This window comes from Campylobacter sp. RM16188 (assembly GCF_012978795.1).
Classification (GTDB): Bacteria; Campylobacterota; Campylobacteria; order Campylobacterales; family Campylobacteraceae; genus Campylobacter_A; species Campylobacter_A canis.
The window spans coordinates 1-16,066 of the sequence record NZ_LIWQ01000023.1 but is presented as its reverse complement, the minus strand read 5'-3'; the positions used below and the strand labels follow the sequence as shown (position 1 = coordinate 16,066).

The 16,066-nt window shown below is 30.2% G+C and carries 14 protein-coding genes; 11 read left to right on the top strand and 3 right to left on the bottom strand.

Features of this window, described 5'->3' with window-relative positions; translation table 11 throughout:
• The 9 genes from CDOM16188_RS10740 to CDOM16188_RS10700 all read left to right on the top strand — a co-directional run.
• The coding region (locus tag CDOM16188_RS10740) for a DUF2779 domain-containing protein (RefSeq protein ID WP_216656292.1) at positions 1-1,342 on the top strand (1,342 nt) is incomplete at its 5' end.
• Between the two features lie 58 nt (positions 1,343-1,400).
• Positions 1,401-2,762 (top strand): YqiA/YcfP family alpha/beta fold hydrolase, encoded by a 1,362-nt coding sequence (locus tag CDOM16188_RS10735; RefSeq protein ID WP_172202094.1) that lies wholly within the window; start codon positions 1,401-1,403, stop codon positions 2,760-2,762.
• Between the two features lie 120 nt (positions 2,763-2,882).
• A complete protein-coding gene (locus tag CDOM16188_RS11490; RefSeq protein ID WP_172202092.1) occupies positions 2,883-4,589 on the top strand; it encodes an AAA family ATPase in 1,707 nt (568 codons plus the stop codon).
• Complete coding sequence (locus tag CDOM16188_RS10725) at positions 4,577-5,875, top strand: hypothetical protein (RefSeq protein ID WP_172202090.1); 1,299 nt, start codon at positions 4,577-4,579, stop codon at positions 5,873-5,875. The genes CDOM16188_RS11490 and CDOM16188_RS10725 overlap by 13 nt, the downstream gene beginning before the upstream one ends.
• A gap of 49 nt (positions 5,876-5,924) precedes the next feature.
• Complete coding sequence (locus tag CDOM16188_RS10720) at positions 5,925-6,746, top strand: Sir2 family NAD-dependent protein deacetylase (protein WP_172202088.1); 822 nt, start codon at positions 5,925-5,927, stop codon at positions 6,744-6,746.
• Positions 6,747-6,799: 53 nt separating this feature from the next.
• Positions 6,800-7,717, top strand: coding sequence for a YafY family protein (locus CDOM16188_RS10715; RefSeq protein WP_172202086.1), 918 nt, complete (start codon positions 6,800-6,802; stop codon positions 7,715-7,717).
• A 96-nt stretch (positions 7,718-7,813) separates the two neighbouring features.
• Positions 7,814-8,401, top strand: coding sequence for a hypothetical protein (locus CDOM16188_RS10710; RefSeq protein WP_172202084.1), 588 nt, complete (start codon positions 7,814-7,816; stop codon positions 8,399-8,401).
• Between the two features lie 10 nt (positions 8,402-8,411).
• Positions 8,412-9,368, top strand: coding sequence for a hypothetical protein (locus CDOM16188_RS10705; RefSeq protein ID WP_172202082.1), 957 nt, complete (start codon positions 8,412-8,414; stop codon positions 9,366-9,368).
• Positions 9,369-9,471: 103 nt separating this feature from the next.
• On the top strand, positions 9,472-9,858 hold the full coding sequence (locus tag CDOM16188_RS10700; protein ID WP_172202080.1) for a type II toxin-antitoxin system death-on-curing family toxin: 387 nt from the start codon (positions 9,472-9,474) through the stop codon (positions 9,856-9,858).
• 5 nt (positions 9,859-9,863) lie between these two features.
• Here CDOM16188_RS10700 and CDOM16188_RS10695 read toward each other — a convergent pair whose 3' ends face one another.
• Positions 9,864-11,387, bottom strand: a complete 1,524-nt coding sequence (locus CDOM16188_RS10695; protein WP_172202078.1) for a hypothetical protein — start codon at positions 11,385-11,387, stop codon at positions 9,864-9,866.
• A 140-nt stretch (positions 11,388-11,527) separates the two neighbouring features.
• On the opposite strand from CDOM16188_RS10695, the gene CDOM16188_RS10690 reads away from it, so the two are divergent.
• A complete protein-coding gene (locus CDOM16188_RS10690; RefSeq protein ID WP_172202076.1) occupies positions 11,528-12,358 on the top strand; it encodes a hypothetical protein in 831 nt (276 codons plus the stop codon).
• Positions 12,359-12,361: 3 nt separating this feature from the next.
• On the opposite strand, the gene CDOM16188_RS10685 is transcribed toward CDOM16188_RS10690, so the two are convergent.
• Positions 12,362-13,150: an agmatine deiminase family protein gene (locus tag CDOM16188_RS10685; protein WP_172202074.1), complete on the bottom strand. Its 789-nt coding sequence runs from the start codon at positions 13,148-13,150 to the stop codon at positions 12,362-12,364.
• Between the two features lie 156 nt (positions 13,151-13,306).
• Between CDOM16188_RS10685 and CDOM16188_RS10680 the strand changes: the two genes are divergently transcribed.
• Complete coding sequence (locus tag CDOM16188_RS10680; RefSeq protein ID WP_172202072.1) at positions 13,307-13,894, top strand: hypothetical protein; 588 nt, start codon at positions 13,307-13,309, stop codon at positions 13,892-13,894.
• 65 nt (positions 13,895-13,959) lie between these two features.
• On the opposite strand, the gene CDOM16188_RS10675 is transcribed toward CDOM16188_RS10680, so the two are convergent.
• Complete coding sequence (locus CDOM16188_RS10675; protein ID WP_172202070.1) at positions 13,960-15,981, bottom strand: ATP-binding protein; 2,022 nt, start codon at positions 15,979-15,981, stop codon at positions 13,960-13,962.
• Positions 15,982-16,066: the final 85 nt, after the last annotated feature.

The window sequence follows — 16,066 nt, the reverse complement described above, 5'->3', positions numbered from 1 at the left end:
AGGAAGGCTTGCACAAGAGTATTTTAAAGGCGGAACTCTAATAGAGTTTGATCCAAGTAATTTTGAAAGTATGGCAGAAAGGACAAAAGAACTTATTGCTAATGGAGTAAAAATCATCTATGAAGCTACTTTTATATCAAATGGTGTATTTGCTATGGTTGATATCTTAGTAAAAAACGGTAGCGAGTATGAAATTTACGAAGTTAAATCAAGTACTAGTGTAAAAGATTATCATATAGATGATATCAGCGTGCAGTGGTATTGTATAAGTTCTGTTTTACCGCTTAAGAAAGCCTGTATCATGCATATAGATAACTCTTATGAGAGAGTTGGAGAGATAAATTTAAACAAGCTTTTTCATATAGAAGATATAACAGATATAGTTATCGCCAAACAAGATGAAGTTAGAGATAACCTAACAAATTTAAACAATATGCTAAGCCTAGATGAGCCTGATATAAAGATAGGAACACAATGCTATAGTCCCTTTGAGTGTAGCTTCTCACAGCACTGCTTTAAAGATGTACCTGAAATTTCCATATTAAATCTATACCGCATTAATCAAACCAAGGCATATGATATGTATCATAACGGTATTGTAAGCTATGAGGATATTTTAAAAAGTGATATAAGCTTAACAGAAACTCAAAGACTTCAAGTAAGCACAAATGATAATAGTCCATATATAGATAAAAGCATAATAGATGAGTTTATCTCTAATGTAAAATATCCTATAAACTTCTTAGACTTCGAGACATTTCAAGATGCTATTCCAAGATTTGACCACCAAAGACCATACGCTCAGGTAACCTTTCAATACTCGCTTCATATCCTTCATGAAGACGGCAGATTAGAGCACTTTGAATTTTTAGGTGATGGGATAAATGATCCAAGGCAAAGTCTAGCCAAAGATATGCTTAAAAAAATAACAAAGCAAGGATCTATAATGGCTTATAATATGAGCTTTGAGAAAAGTAGAATAAAAGAGCTTGCAGAACTTTTGCCCGATCTTCAAGATGAGTTATTAGCCCTTAATGAAAGATTTATAGATCTACTGATCCCGTTTCGTTCTCTTGGATACTATGATAAAAACTTTCACGGTAGCTTTTCTATTAAGTCTGTTCTGCCTGCTTTATTTCCAAATAATAAAGAACTTAGCTATAAAGAGCTTGATATACAAAACGGAGGAGATGCAAGTAGCGAGTATGCAAATCTAATCTATCAAACAGACAAAAAAGAGATAGAGAAAGTAAGGCAAAATCTACTTAAATACTGTCATCTTGATACGCTTGCTATGGTTGAGATATTTAAGAGGTTAAGGGATTTGGGAAGTAAATTGTAATTTTAAGTCAAAAAATGTCCTGTTTCGCTGCTAAAATTTATGCATACAAAGGATAAAAATGAAAAAATTTTACTACATTCATGGATGCAAAAGCGAAGTATTTAGTAGAGAAAAGCATTTTAGAAATGCTTTAAAAACTGAAGTTACACAGCTTTATTATAGCAGCAAAGCAGATTTTAAAACAAACCTAAATCAACTTTTAAATGTACTAAACAAAGATGATGAAAATGTCATAATAGCCTCATCTCTTGGTTGCTTTTATGCTATTGCTTTATCCAGTAAAATAAACTGTATTTTAAGACTTTTTAATCCATGTTTAAATTCAAAAACTGAACTTTTAAAGCTTGGTTGCGATAAAAAAATAGCTGATAGTTATGAGTTGGATTTTGGCAAATTGTCAGCAGATGACATAAAAATTTTTGCTTCAAAAAATGATGAGATTTTGCCAAATAATCTTGAAAATATAAAGAGATTTTTTAAAGATGATCATGAGATAGTAATTATTGAAGAAAAGCATAGAGTTTGGGATTTTTCAAAATATGCGCATGCAATTTTGGATTTTACAAAATATGATTTGTGTAAGATGTCAGAACAAGAAAAAGAAGATAAGCTGAGAGATATAAAACAACGTATACAAGAGTTTGAAAATAAAACTTTAGAGTCTTGCAGGACTTGTTTAAAGCTTATAAAAAGAGTCAAAGATAAAATTTTCTTTTATGAATTTAAGAGTGTATGCTACGATAAAAATAACAAGCTTATATATGCAAATACCAGGTCATACCAGGATATGGATTTTATTTTTAATAAATATCCAAAAAAAATTAAAAATAGAGAAAATAAATTAGAAGACAAACAGAACTATTGTTTTTATAATTTTAATGATATTGATTTAGCTGAGATGTTAAAGATTGATAAATTCAGTTCCTCGTTAAAGTTATTAATAGAATGTGCTAATGAAACTTTAGATTTAAAAAGATTTTCTACGAGATCTTCAGAAGGGCTTAATAGCTCTGATAGTGAGGCTATAACTGAAATTTTAAAAATAAATAATATTTTGAAAAAAATACAAAAAATATTATTAAAGAAGACTTGCTTTTATGAAAACAAGCTTAAGAAAAAACTTGAAAACAGATTAATCTCATGGTATAGTATGTCGGTTCGGATTGTTTTTTATACAAGCGATTCTAATTATTTAACTAGTATATATGAACCAGCACAAGAATATTATAAGTATAAACAAAACTATAATCGACATCGCTGGTTTTCGTTCTATTTTCCAGATAGGCATAAATTTAATATATGCTACCTTTTTTATACTCTTTGCCATAGTGAAATAAATGATAGTCATGATTGCTTAAATAAGCTTTTGCAAATAGGAAAAATACGTTTATATTTAGAGTATTCTGAGAATTATAAGTAAGGCTTTGAAAATATATAGCTTGAATTTAATAATTTTTACATATTTATTTTACATTAAAGTTTAATTTAATTTTTATATATTTTTAGACAAAATCATATTAATATAACAAAAGGAGAAATTGTGGACTATTTAGAAGCGTTTGAAACATTTAAAAAGATGTTTTTGGAGGACAAAAAATCTATTTTTACAGGTCAAGAAGTTTTAATTAATACAAATTTAGATTTTTTAAAAAAGAATTTTGTTGAAAACCCGGACACCACTAAAAAGAAAAATTTTGACGATAAAATCAAAGAGCAATTTGAAAAGGCAAATGATGACCAAAAAGACTTAATGGCGAATATTATTTGGCTCTGGAGGTTGCCTCCTAAAAAAGTAATAGAAAGAAGACAATATTTCGAAAAATTCTTTGAAAATTTAAAATCAGATATAAAAATTGAAAAAAATCCAGAGCTTTTTAGTGACTTTGAAGGATTTGCAAATACTGGAACTTATTATAACACAAATAAATTTCATGAACTTGTTTATATCATAAGTTTTCTTGAAAATTGGATTGATCCAAAAATAAAAGACATTGAGAAGATGGATTTCTTAAAAACCAACAGCAGCATTACGGCCGATAATCAAACTAAGTCAGTGTCAATGCGTAATGCATTACTTCATCTTTTTGAACCAGACAGGTATTTACCCATAATAAGCAACGATCATAAAAACAAGATAGCAAGTGTTTTTGGAAAGATTTTTAATATAAATTTAGATGATGAAAATATTGATGCTAGCTTGCAGGCGATAAAGACAAATTTAGAAAAACTTGTTAAGGAAAAGAATATAAAAATTACCAGAGAAGATAATATTTTTTATGATGATTTGATCAAAAACATCTGGCAAGGAGGACTTGAGTTTGAATCAAAAAATATGATCTTATATGGAGCGCCAGGAACAGGTAAGACATATCTTACGGAACAGACCATTAAGGCTAGATGTAGTATAAAGGGCGGTGATTATAAGATAGTGCAGTTTCATCCTAGCTTTAGCTATGAGGATTTTATAGACGGAGTTAAACCAACTGGGATTGATGATAAAAATGGAGCAATGAAATTTGAGCTTAAAAACGGCGTGTTTAAAGAGATGTGTATTGAGGCTTTTAAAGAGCTAAAAGCAACCTATGAATTCAATAAAGTAGCAAGTAAGGAAGATAAAAAAGAGCCAAAAATTTATTATTTTATCGCTGATGAGATAAATAGAGCCGAGCTATCGCGTGTATTTGGCGAGCTGCTTTTGTGTTTAGAGGATGACAAAAGACTTAGAATCAGCAAAGATGGCAAAATTGAAGGTATAAAAGTAAAAACTGCAAATTCATCGCTTTGGAGCAAAGACCATGCAGTGTGTGAAGTGGATGGAGAATATTATTTTGGAGTTCCTGAAAATTTATACTTTATCGGCACGATGAATGATATAGATAGAAGCATCGATAGTTTTGACTTGGCACTTAGAAGACGTTTTGTATGGAAAAAATATAGTTGCGATTACGATGTGATTTTGGAGAAATTTGAAAACAGCGATAAGGCAGAACAGTATATAGAGCTATGTAAAACTATAAATGAATATATCACAAAAGGCGATGGATTAAATTTAGATGAAAGTTATAAGCTTGGGCATTCGTATTTTATGAAGCCACAAAAGTTAACAAAAAATGCTATACAAAAGCTTTGGGAGGAGCATATAGAGCCTATCTTAAGAGAGTATCTGCGAACTCAATATAATAGTACTGAAATTGCTAATAAACTCAAAGATATGAAAGAAAAGACTATAGATACATGGCAAAAATAATAGATTTAGAAGATAATTTACTATGGTCTTCAAAACCTGAAATTGCAAAATTTAAAAAAGATTTTACGCTCACTTTAAAAGATTTTTTAGCTGATCAAAACAGCTCATTTTTAAGCTTTTGTCCGGACAAATTTGATGAAGAAGAGTTAATTATAAAAGTAGAAAATGGACTTGTGACAACAGGGAATTTTGTAGGCTATTTTAATTTTGCAGGTCAAGGTATAAATATAAAATCAAGATTTGGGGAAGTATTTTTGCAAAGGATGTTAAATTTTGCAAATGATGTCTTTATAGATGACTACCAAAGTCCTGCTAAAATACAAAAGAACAACCAAGATTTTGCCAAATTTATATTATTTTATCTATTCGTTTCAAAACTAGAAAAGGTAATGATTTTGGGGATTCCAAGATCATACCAAAGCAAAAATTATCACCAATCTACTCTAATTGGCAAGTTAAATACAAAAGAATTTATAAGACGCGATCTGCCTTTTGGCGGAAAAATCTCAAGTACAAACAGAGAGCAAAGCGAAGTAGCTTGTATTGTTAATGTAATTTATACGGCCTTAAAAATCGTGCAAAAAAGTGGATTTAATGTTTTAAATTTAACTAGAATTTTAAACACACTAGGCCCACTTAGGTCAAATTTTAATATTTCAGACATTAGTAAAGCCATAAATCACAAAGCATTGCTAAATCCAATTTTTTCACCATTTAAGCAGGTTTTAGAGTATGCAAAATTAATTATTTTAAATGATAATTTGGAGCATGATAAAAATTCAAAACAAAATGCACCTAGCTTTATAGTAAATATAGCATCTCTTTTTGAGCTTTATATCACAAAGCTTTTGGGTCTGTATTTTCCTGATTGGGGTGTTGGGAATCAAAAAATTGAGCTTTATAAAAACAACTTTTACTCCCGTAGAATCATCCCTGACATAGTGATGACAAGAGGTAATGATGTCCTTATTTTTGATACAAAGTATAAAAGGATGAATCTAACTCCAAAAGGCGCAAACAGTCTTGGAGATGTTTGCAGAGAAGACTTTTTTCAAATTCATACATATATGAGTTATTATCAAAACAAAGAATCAAATTTAATAGCGGGCGGACTTTTATATCCTCTTAATAAATTTAATAAAGCACTTTGCTATAGCGAGTCTTTTTTTGATAACAAAAATGTAAAATTTATAATTGACGGGGTGTTAATAAGCCAAACCTTAAAAGAACTTTTGGCAAACGAGAGTGAATTTATACAAAGAATTCGTAGTCTTATAGATCGGTAGCCACTTTCCTGTCCACTTTTTTGGTTAAAATTTGCCAAAAGGAACAAAAATGCAACCATCAATTATCACAGCCAAAAACATAATAAACGAAGCAGATGCTATCATAATAACAGCTGGAGCAGGAATGAGTGTAGATAGCGGACTACCTGATTTTCGTGGAGACCAAGGATTTTGGAGGGCATATCCGCCTTTAAAAGATAAGAATCTAAGCTTTACAGATATGGCAAATCCTCAGTGGTTCTTTTCTAATCCAAAGCTTGCTTGGGCTTTTTACGGACATAGACTTAAGCTATATAATGCCACTAATCCTCATGAGGGATTTTATCTGCTTAGAGAGCTTTGTAAAGAGAAGGACGACAACTACTTCATCTATACTTCAAACGTAGACGGACACTTTGCTAAAGCTGGATTTGATAAGGATAAAATTTACGAGTGTCACGGAAGCATACACTACACTCAGTGTATATATAAAGATGATGGAGCTATCTGGGCAATAGATGAGAATGAGTTAGAGGTAGATGAAGATAAATTTGAAGCTACTAAGATGCCTGTATGTAAAGAGTGCGGATGTGTAATGCGTCCAAATATACTTATGTTTTATGATGGAGTATTTAACTGGAATAGAACTAAAGCTCAGTATCACAGATATGATGCTTGGTTAAGTAAGAATATGAATTCAAAAATAGCCATTATAGAGATAGGAGCAGGACTTGCAGTACCAACCATAAGAGCTTATGGTGAAAGAATGGCAAAGAGATTTAATAAGGCAAATCTAATACGTATAAACCCAACTGATACCAAGATAAGTCCATATTACGGGATAAGTATAAAGATGGGCGGTTTAGAAGCTTTAAGGGTGATATTGTGTTAGATAAGACAGATAAAAGTCCTCTATCTGGTATAATAGCAGATAGAGGAGAAGCCATGAAAAAGATAGTTCCTGATAGTAACACAAGTAAATACGAACGTATAAACATAATAGCCCAGCTCATAAGAAACGAGCCTCACTCCATCTCACAGCTCTCAGAAAAGCTAGGAGTGTCTACTAAGACCATACAAAGGGATCTATATGATGTATTAACAGAGTATGGAGCGGTAAGAAGAGGTAGAATGTGGAGTATGGATGATAATGATGCCAAAGATAATCTAACCCAAGAAGAGCGTATAGTATTAAACGTGCTTGATAATATATCAAAGAGTATGGGTACAAATTTTTACAGTAAAGCTCATATATTATTAGAGCAGATTACTCAGCAGCTAAATCACCCTATACTTACAAATATAAATAACGAGAAGCTAAGTGAAGATGACTTTATAAATTTTGAACTGATTGAAAAGTCTATAAAACAAAAGCAAGAGATAGCTTGTAAATATAATGGCTATGAGTTTAAGGTAAAGCCGTTAAAGCTAGCTATGTTTGATGGCTTTTGGTATCTATTGCTGCTTGATAGTAATAAAAAGGATACTTTTAAGAAATTTCATCTAAGAAGCATAAGTGATATAAAGATTCTTGATGATAGATTTGAGATAAGTAGTGAAATAGAAAACAGAATACAAAACGCAAACTCGGCCTGGTTTGATCTGGTAAAGCCAAAGAAAGCAAGACTGCTTCTTGCTCCACAGATCACAAAGTACTTTGAAAGAAAACCATATGCAAAACAAAGCATAACAGGTAAGGACAATGACGGATCGGTAGAGGTAGAGATAGAGTATACAAACATAATGGAGATAAAGCCACTAATTTACTACTACATACCTTTTATAAAAGTTCTTGGACCAAAGGAGCTGGCTGAGATAATAAGAGATGAGATTGGGGAGTATTTTAATGAAATAGACATATAAGGACAACCAAGACACAAAATGTCCTAAAGTCCTGCTAAAATTTCCAAAGATCACAAAAAATGTATCGGTGATCTAAAAAAGAAAAAAGGATAATAAATGATCTTTAACCAACTACAAGAGTTAGTATCTAAATCAGATATCAAAAAGCTTAGCAAAGAACTAGGGTATGCAAGAGAGAAAAACTTCTCAAGAGCTCTTTATAATCTAAGTAAGGTAAATTCATTAGATGAGTTTTTAGAACGCGGACACTTTGACTGGTGTCATAGTTCAAAGACTCTAATTACTTCAATTGCAAATCATTTTAATATAGACATAGCAGATGAGCTTAATACCTCAAGTATTTTAAATGATGAAAAAAGAAGATACAAAGATTCCTATATCTATATAGAGACAAATTTTAAAAGACAAAACGAGCCTATATTTATGCTCGCTATGACTCAAGGAGTAAGATATATAAGCTTAAAGCCTATACTTCATGAGCTTTATTTTAAAAGCATCGACATAAAACTAAAAATAATATCTGATTTTATAAAAGGTCATTATAAAAATACCAAAACACTTCCGCTTTATGGAGATATAACAGGCTATAAACTATATTTTTTAAATAACACTTACAGCTTCGATACGGATGCAAACCTTGTGGATAAAGAAATTTCTGAGCAGGTAGCTTGGATTAAGATATAAGGAGATAAAAATGCGTGAATTCTCAAAACAAGAAAGAGCTAGGCTTATGGATATAAACAATAGGCTTCATGGATTAGAAAAGAGAATTTTGGATGTAGCTATAAAAACTGACAGCTACTTAGCGCCACTTAAAGATAGAGATGGGATATATGATTATGATATTGACCTGAAAACTTTTTATAAAGATATAGCCGATAGTGACAAGGTGGTTGTCTCATACAATGAGTGCTTTAGAGGCATATCACAAGATATGCTTAAAGATGATAGCTCAAGTAGTTATTTTTACATCAAAAACCAAAACGAATTTCAGCACTGGGATGATCATCCCATGAGAAATGAGTGGCACTGCTGGTTTTATCACTGCCTTTATGATCATACTAATCTTTACTTTGAGGATATATTAGATATTGGAAATATAGATTCAGTATTACAAACAAGTATAGATTATAGTTGCAGGACTCTTGAACTTAAGAGATTTGATAGCAGGATGGATTTTTGGTTAACAGATTGCAGTGATGAAGAAAAAGCTGAGATGATGAAGATAAACTCAACCTTGCAAGATATTCAAGAAACTCTAATAAGCAAGGCTATTTTTCATGAGAATGAATTAAAGCAGAAGCTAGAAGATGACATAATAAAGGGATTTGATATGAATTACGAAGTTGCTTTTTATCTTAATAAAAAGGATCCCTTATACAAAGACGATGAGGACAATGTAGTAGCCATTATAAACGAACCTCTTAATATGAGTAAAGAGATGAAACTGCCCACCTTTCAAAACAGATGGAGAAGAAATTGCAATGAATATCTTGGTCTTAGTGCATTTAAAAAACTAAACAAAGACTATCACTGCTATCTATTTCATACTCTTTGCAACCATACTAGCTTGCTTGGAGATATAAGCCAGATGTCTGGCATAGGTAAAATAATCTTAGCTATAAAATTTAACGAATACTTTAAAGCTTAAAAGGATAAATAGTGAAAACAAAAGAACAAATCATAAAAAAGCTAAGAGAGGTAGTCATAAAAAATCCAGTCGTTAGATCGGTATTTATCAGGCTAAAAGACAAATGAGATACTTTAGCATAAATGAAGCCATAGAGCTTCATGGTATCATAATGAACGAAATAGGCGGCAAGCGTGGATTTAACGAGAGTCAAATTTCGCTTCTTGACTCTGTGCTCTCCTCTATACAAAATGATGATTACTATCCAAGTTTTATAGATAAGCTAACACATCTTATCTTCTCTTGTGTTAAATTTCATCCATTTCTAGATGGCAATAAAAGAAGTGCTATATTTTTAGCAATATTTTTTATGGAACTAAACGACAAGGCTGATATATATGAGGAGTTTGCAGCTCTAATGGAAGATGTGGTAGTGGAAGTGGCTGCTGGAAGTATAAGCAAAGATGAACTTAGGCTAATAATAGGTGAGTTTATAAAGCCCTTAAAATGAGGGCTTTAAGTTATTTTATAAATTTTAGAAATTTCATCAAAAATCAAAACCTTACTTTTTAATACGCTCATATTTTTATCGAACACTTTTAGATTATATTTCTTTGCCACTGGTTTTTTATCGTTATTTTCTATATTGTATTCGTAAAATAATTTATTTAAATAACTTATAGTATCAATATATTTGTCAGAACCATGTTCAGGATAACCAAAAGTGCGTGTGATTGAAAAATTTTTATTGATATTTTCAAAAATTTCTTCTATATAATCTCTTAGTTCGCCTTCTTTTCCATAAATATTCATAATGTATTTCGCTGCAGCTTTGGGTATATAGTATAACTCATAAATTATATCATTAAAACTTTCTTTTAATGGCGAGCTGTAAATACCTATATATAAATCATCTAAAACAAAATTATTTTCGTCAATATGTATATTAAACACATGTTTTATGTTTTTTGATTGCTTTTCTTTGGAATAATACAATTTATCATCTTCATTATTGATATCTAGGCTATCGATAGGAAGTTTAAAAGTTAATTTTGCCCAGTCTTTAATTTCTTTATCGTTTATGAAAACGTTTGCACTGTGTAAATAAACTCCAGATATATCGTGATCTAATGACTTTAAAAAATTTTTACACTCTTTTTCATTTATGCTGTTTTTTAACGCATCCATCTTCTTTTTGTCGGTGTATCCAAACTCAAAATATTCTATCCCATCACCATTTACGGATATTGTAATTCCTTGCGTATATGATTTGTTTGTTTCGTAATATACCAATAAACACACAATAACACAGAAAAGATATTGTGTGTTTATTGATTTTTTTATTTTTACGCATGTTTGTTTAATTTCATTTTTTTCTAACTCTTCTATAAAAAATCTTCTTCTTCTATCTCTTTGTAATATATGATATTGATTTATACTGCAAAATACTTCATCTATAAAATTTACAACATCAGTATATATCTCATTTGCGTGCAGCTCTAATTTATTTTTTATTGAATGCAAACTTTCTTTTCTGATATAATAAACTTTTTTTAACGCGCATACCCCATTAAAATAAGAATCCAATCTCATATTTGATACAACTATGTTTTTTATGTCAAAATCCTCTTCTTCATCAAGTTTTATCTTATAAAAAGTTTCACTACTGCCTATATCATCTGCTTTTACAATGAAAGTTCCGGCATTACTATTTTTTGCAAATTTATTTGGTAAAAATAAATCACAACAAAAATTATTCAATTCAGAACCGGAATAATACTGAGTGCTTTTTAATATGTCGTTTTCATAAATATCAACAAAAACATCATAAGTGTAAATGCCTGTTTTGCCTCGTATATCTTTTGTTAGGTATATATTGTTTAATACTGGTAAAAGTAGTGTATTCTCTGGTATAAAATTTGATTCTTTCGCTAAACTATTATTATCTTTTATTGCATTAAACTCATCAGTACTCATCTCTTTAAAAGATAATTCATATGATTTCATGGTTTTTATACAAATTTGCGCATATTTTTTCATAAAATATCCTTTGGTTTTTTTGATATATTATAATTGCTAGAACGAGACATTTTATGTCTATATTTTTAATACAATCACATATAAAATAGATTTGTGATAAAATGATTTCGCAAAAATATTTGTGCAAAAAGGAGAGAATTATGAATAATTGGAAGCAAATTAGTCCAAAAGTAAGGGCTTCGCTTTTGTCAGATGATGAATTTTATGTTCTTGATTATATAAAGCTAGATTGGCTTTATAGTGAAAGTAGTAAAAATTTGTTAAAAACTGTCTTTATTAATGACAGTAAAGATGAATATACAATCAGTTTTAACAATCAAATAATATCGATTGCTCAAAATGCAAATATAATTATTGGCCTTATTTGCAACGAAAATATGCATAAAGCGACAATAGAAATTCAAAAACCAGCAAAAGAAAATGAAAAATTTTATCTAAGAATGGATAAAAATTTTAATGTTTTAGATAACAGCGACATAAAATTAACAATGAAAAAAATAGAAGGTATTGTTTTGGATTTTAACGTATTAATTCAAAAAATAAAACAAGAAACAATAATGAACAATAGCCCAGAAAAAAGAATAGCCGGGTTTGGTGATAAAAAAACTTTTATGCAATGGTATATGGATCAAAATAAGAAATGTTGTTATTGTGGAATCACTGAAAAGCAATTGGAGCTACTTGGAAAAAAAGAACAGCTAAAAACTAAAAGAATCACAACTAGAGGTTACACTCTTGAGGTAGATAGAAAGCTACCAAATTTAAAGTATAGTGATGAAAACTGCTGCATGGCTTGCTATTGGTGTAACAATGCAAAAACAGACGAGTTTTCACCGTCAGAATTTAAAGAAATTGCAAGAGGTATAAATAAAGTGTGGAATGAAAGATTAAAAGCCATTGGTGAACGTGAAATTGAATTTGATGAAAAGTCAACAATTTGGCAAACAGACTTTAATAGATCAATGAAATAAAATTTATCTCTCTGCTGTCACACAGTGTAAAGCCCCGCCGAGTTTTATGATCTCACTAAAATTTATAGGCTCTATTAGACAGTTTTTGTAAATTTCTTCAAGCTGTCTTAGAGCCAAACCGTCCTCGTCTATACCATAAATAGGAACTATTAAAATATCCTTAATTTTAATAAAATTTAAGTATGCACCCCAGTCTCTATCTTTAGTAAAAAAACTATCACTGTACTTCATCGACTTGATATTTAGCTTATGGGACTTAAGTACTTTTAAAATTTTATCGTTGAAAGCCCTGCTCTCATTTGAAAAATCATTTACAAGTACGCTATTTTCATCTATCCATCTTACCATGCTGTCACTATGTCCGTATATATCATAAGGTTGTTTTGATATGATGATAAGCTCATTAAGACCGCATTTTTGCTTTATGATTTTGATGATTTCGTCTTTTGACTTTAACAGATTTTCTTTGAAAATTTTATCAGTCATGATGGCTTTATTCTTATATCTTACAAAATTGCCACCATCCATCACTAAGTCTATATGATTATCGGCACAAGGAATTTTTGTTCTTATGTTTTTATACTTATGATCTTTTAAATAATCCGGATCATAAATGTAAGAGGCAAGGCTTGCATTTTCAAGCATTAATGGCATAAAATCTCTCATCCAAATATCTTTTGTTTTTAAAATTCGATAATTTATTTTGTGTTTATAGAGAATTGAACATAAAGCATTTGCGACTCGCGGATGATTTTCAAACAAAAGATTTGATAAAAGGATTGTATGGCTCATATTAATTCCTGTGCTGATACTAAGTAAAAAGATACTTGTGTAATATTACCCTTAAAACAAGACATAAGATGTCTTAAAAGCATTGTTAGAATTTCCAATATCATAAATTTAGCTACTGCTAGTAGATAAAATAAGTTTAAAGGATGAGGAGCAAATATGCTAAATAATATACTAATAATCTCAGAAGAAGTCTATAGATGGTCTTTGGATAAAAAATCAAAGCCTAACGGCGTGATGATATATGATAACTATAGAGCCTTGCACAATCTTTGCAAATCGATAGAAATAGCTGCTAATCACTATCTGGACTTAGAATTTGATAATCCGATACTAACAGAAACAAAGAGCTTTAAAACACCGATAGACAAATGGCGAACAATTATCAATAAAGATTTTAAAAGAATGTGGGATAGCGTAGGAAAATTCGTAATATCTCTTTATCTATATAAATATACAAATAGATTTTTTGGATGTAAGCTTGATGGAGTATTTCTACCACACCATTTTCATGCTAGATTTTTAGGTACTTATTTAAGAATAGATGAGGATTTGATCTTACAAGGATTTATTAAGACATTAGATAGTGCAGAATTTAAAAAATTTAGCTTAAATTTAAGCCGTTATGAGAAAAGGTTAAAGTTTAAAAATGAACTTTTGCGTGATTTAGAAAATTTTAATAAACAAAAAGATGTCTTAAGAAATTTTATTATCGAAAACTACGATATAAGCGAGCTTTTAATTTAGATTTAAAATTAGCCTATAGTATTCAATAAAGTTTGGTTGGTTACTCATCAACCAAACAGAGCCGGTTAAAACCCGACTCTGTTTCCACTATTTTCTACACCCTTATGCTTTATCTCTTCATTTAGCCTATTGATAAACTCATCAGCATCTTTTATGGGACTAAATCTGTTTGCTCTTAAAGCAGCAGCAAAGTCTCCTGGTGTTAAAATAGAGAAGTCAAGAAGTCTATCTTTTGTAGTTTTTGAAACTTCTAATCCTAGTATCTCACACTCTTTCATAAATAGCTTTTGAGCTTGTTTTGGTTTTAAGTATCCAAACTCTATCTTCATATCAAACCTTCTTATGCTAGCCTTGTCAAGTCTATCTATAAGGTTTGTAGTAGCTATAAATACTCCTTCAAAGCTTTCCATCTGAGTTAGCATCTCATTTACCTGACTTACCTCCCAGCTTCTAGTAGCTTCATTTCTATCTTGTAAAAAAGTATCTACTTCATCAAATACAAGCACAGCCTTTTTCTCTTTAGCCTCTTTAAATGCCTTGGCTATATTCTTTTCGGTTTCACCTACATAAGCATCCATAAGATCGCTTGCTTTTTTGATAATTATCTTTGAGCCTAGACTCTTAGCTATAAATTTTGCATAAGCACTCTTACCGGTTCCTGCCGGACCATATATACAAAGTCTTGCATTTTTGTTTGATTTTATACCATCTGCAAGCTCTTTTAAATTTAAACTAGAATTTATTATGCTTGCATCATAGCTCTTTGGCAGTTCTATCTTCTCTTCTTTATTTTTCTTTTCTTTTTTATCAAATCTATATCCTTGAGCTTTGAGATTATTTTTTATAAGATCTTTAAAGATCTTATCTTTCTCATCACTATTTAAATTTGATACAACCTTTGTTGCATTAGAGATAAGAGCAGGAGCTATAAATTTATTTTTGGATAGCTTTTTAAGCACTTTTTCGCTTATTTGCCCATTGGTGTATTGTGTTAATATTTCAAGTCTCTTTGCTTTAGGCGGTATCTTAAACTCTATAACTATATCAAATCTTCTGATGTAGGCATCGTCTATTTGATAAACGTCGTTTGTAAGCCAAAAGGTTGGTATTTTATTCTCTTCAAGAGTTCTATTTATATGAGCCTTTGATATCTCTTTATCTTTAAAGACATCTTCTACTTCATCAAACATTATTAGGCTGTCTTTTTGATTTAGAATCTGATTTGAAACTTTTAGCTTACTTAGCCTCTCATAACCGCTAAGATAAGATCTGCTATACTTTCCTTCTTCTTCGTAGGCTACTTCAAATAGATTCTTATTTATACTATTTGCTAGCATTTTTACAAACTCCGTTTTGCCTGTACCTGGCTTGCCATAAAGAAGTATGTTTGTGCCTGTATTTGCTTTAGAAATGTACTCTTTAAAATTTTCTTCATTTATATCAAGATAGTCAAAGTTATTGAAATTTAAATTGCTTTGAGAGCATCTTTTATATACCTGTGAGAAAATTGTCTCTAAGTCACTTTTTGGATCTAGCATAGTTACTAATAGGTTATCATCTTTAAGATTAAAACACCCCTCTATACCACTATATGAACCAAGAGATAAGAATTTATCAAAAATATATCCGTTTAATAAATTTGAATTAGGACTTAGTGCACTCTTTATTTTACCAACAGGCAAATCCAGTATAGCTGATAAAACATAGCTTATATTTAAAAAATTAAGATCGCTTATACTAGAAAGTCCGTTATTTAAGATATCAAAATTTTTTATCAATAAAACAAACTCAAGTATCTTTTGTTCTGTGTAATTTAAATTTAAAACATAGGCTATCTTATTTATATTTATATCAAGAACCCTAAGAGAGCCTATTTTACTATTTTCTGCTTTTTCAAGCTCTTTATATATAGCTTCTTTAACTATATTTTTATCATCATTTTTTTGAATTTGCAAAAAATAATAAACACTATCTTCTTGTCTAGTGTCTTCAAAGAACGATTCAAAATTATTAAGCTTTACAATCCCTCTTAAGATCCATAGTCTAAATTTACTGTGAAGCTCTTTAGGCGCTACTATATTATTCATTTTTGCTCCTTGAATTAGTTTGATTTGTTTGTGTTTGTATGGGAGTATTTTACTTATATAGCTAGACAGAATTATGTCTTATTTA

What these genes read in the sequence shown, in the direction of transcription:
- CDOM16188_RS10700 (WP_172202080.1), top strand. Translation starts at nt 9,472, where the DNA reads ATGAGATACTTTAGCATAAATGAAGCCATAGAGCTTCATGGTATCATA.
- CDOM16188_RS10690 (WP_172202076.1), top strand. Translation starts at nt 11,528, where the DNA reads ATGAATAATTGGAAGCAAATTAGTCCAAAAGTAAGGGCTTCGCTTTTG.
- CDOM16188_RS10675 (WP_172202070.1), bottom strand. Translation starts at nt 15,981, where the DNA reads ATGAATAATATAGTAGCGCCTAAAGAGCTTCACAGTAAATTTAGACTA.
- CDOM16188_RS10705 (WP_172202082.1), top strand. Translation starts at nt 8,412, where the DNA reads ATGCGTGAATTCTCAAAACAAGAAAGAGCTAGGCTTATGGATATAAAC.
- CDOM16188_RS10715 (WP_172202086.1), top strand. Translation starts at nt 6,800, where the DNA reads ATGAAAAAGATAGTTCCTGATAGTAACACAAGTAAATACGAACGTATA.
- CDOM16188_RS10720 (WP_172202088.1), top strand. Translation starts at nt 5,925, where the DNA reads ATGCAACCATCAATTATCACAGCCAAAAACATAATAAACGAAGCAGAT.
- CDOM16188_RS10710 (WP_172202084.1), top strand. Translation starts at nt 7,814, where the DNA reads ATGATCTTTAACCAACTACAAGAGTTAGTATCTAAATCAGATATCAAA.
- CDOM16188_RS10735 (WP_172202094.1), top strand. Translation starts at nt 1,401, where the DNA reads ATGAAAAAATTTTACTACATTCATGGATGCAAAAGCGAAGTATTTAGT.
- CDOM16188_RS10680 (WP_172202072.1), top strand. Translation starts at nt 13,307, where the DNA reads ATGCTAAATAATATACTAATAATCTCAGAAGAAGTCTATAGATGGTCT.
- CDOM16188_RS10725 (WP_172202090.1), top strand. Translation starts at nt 4,577, where the DNA reads ATGGCAAAAATAATAGATTTAGAAGATAATTTACTATGGTCTTCAAAA.
- CDOM16188_RS10695 (WP_172202078.1), bottom strand. Translation starts at nt 11,387, where the DNA reads ATGAAAAAATATGCGCAAATTTGTATAAAAACCATGAAATCATATGAA.
- CDOM16188_RS10685 (WP_172202074.1), bottom strand. Translation starts at nt 13,150, where the DNA reads ATGAGCCATACAATCCTTTTATCAAATCTTTTGTTTGAAAATCATCCG.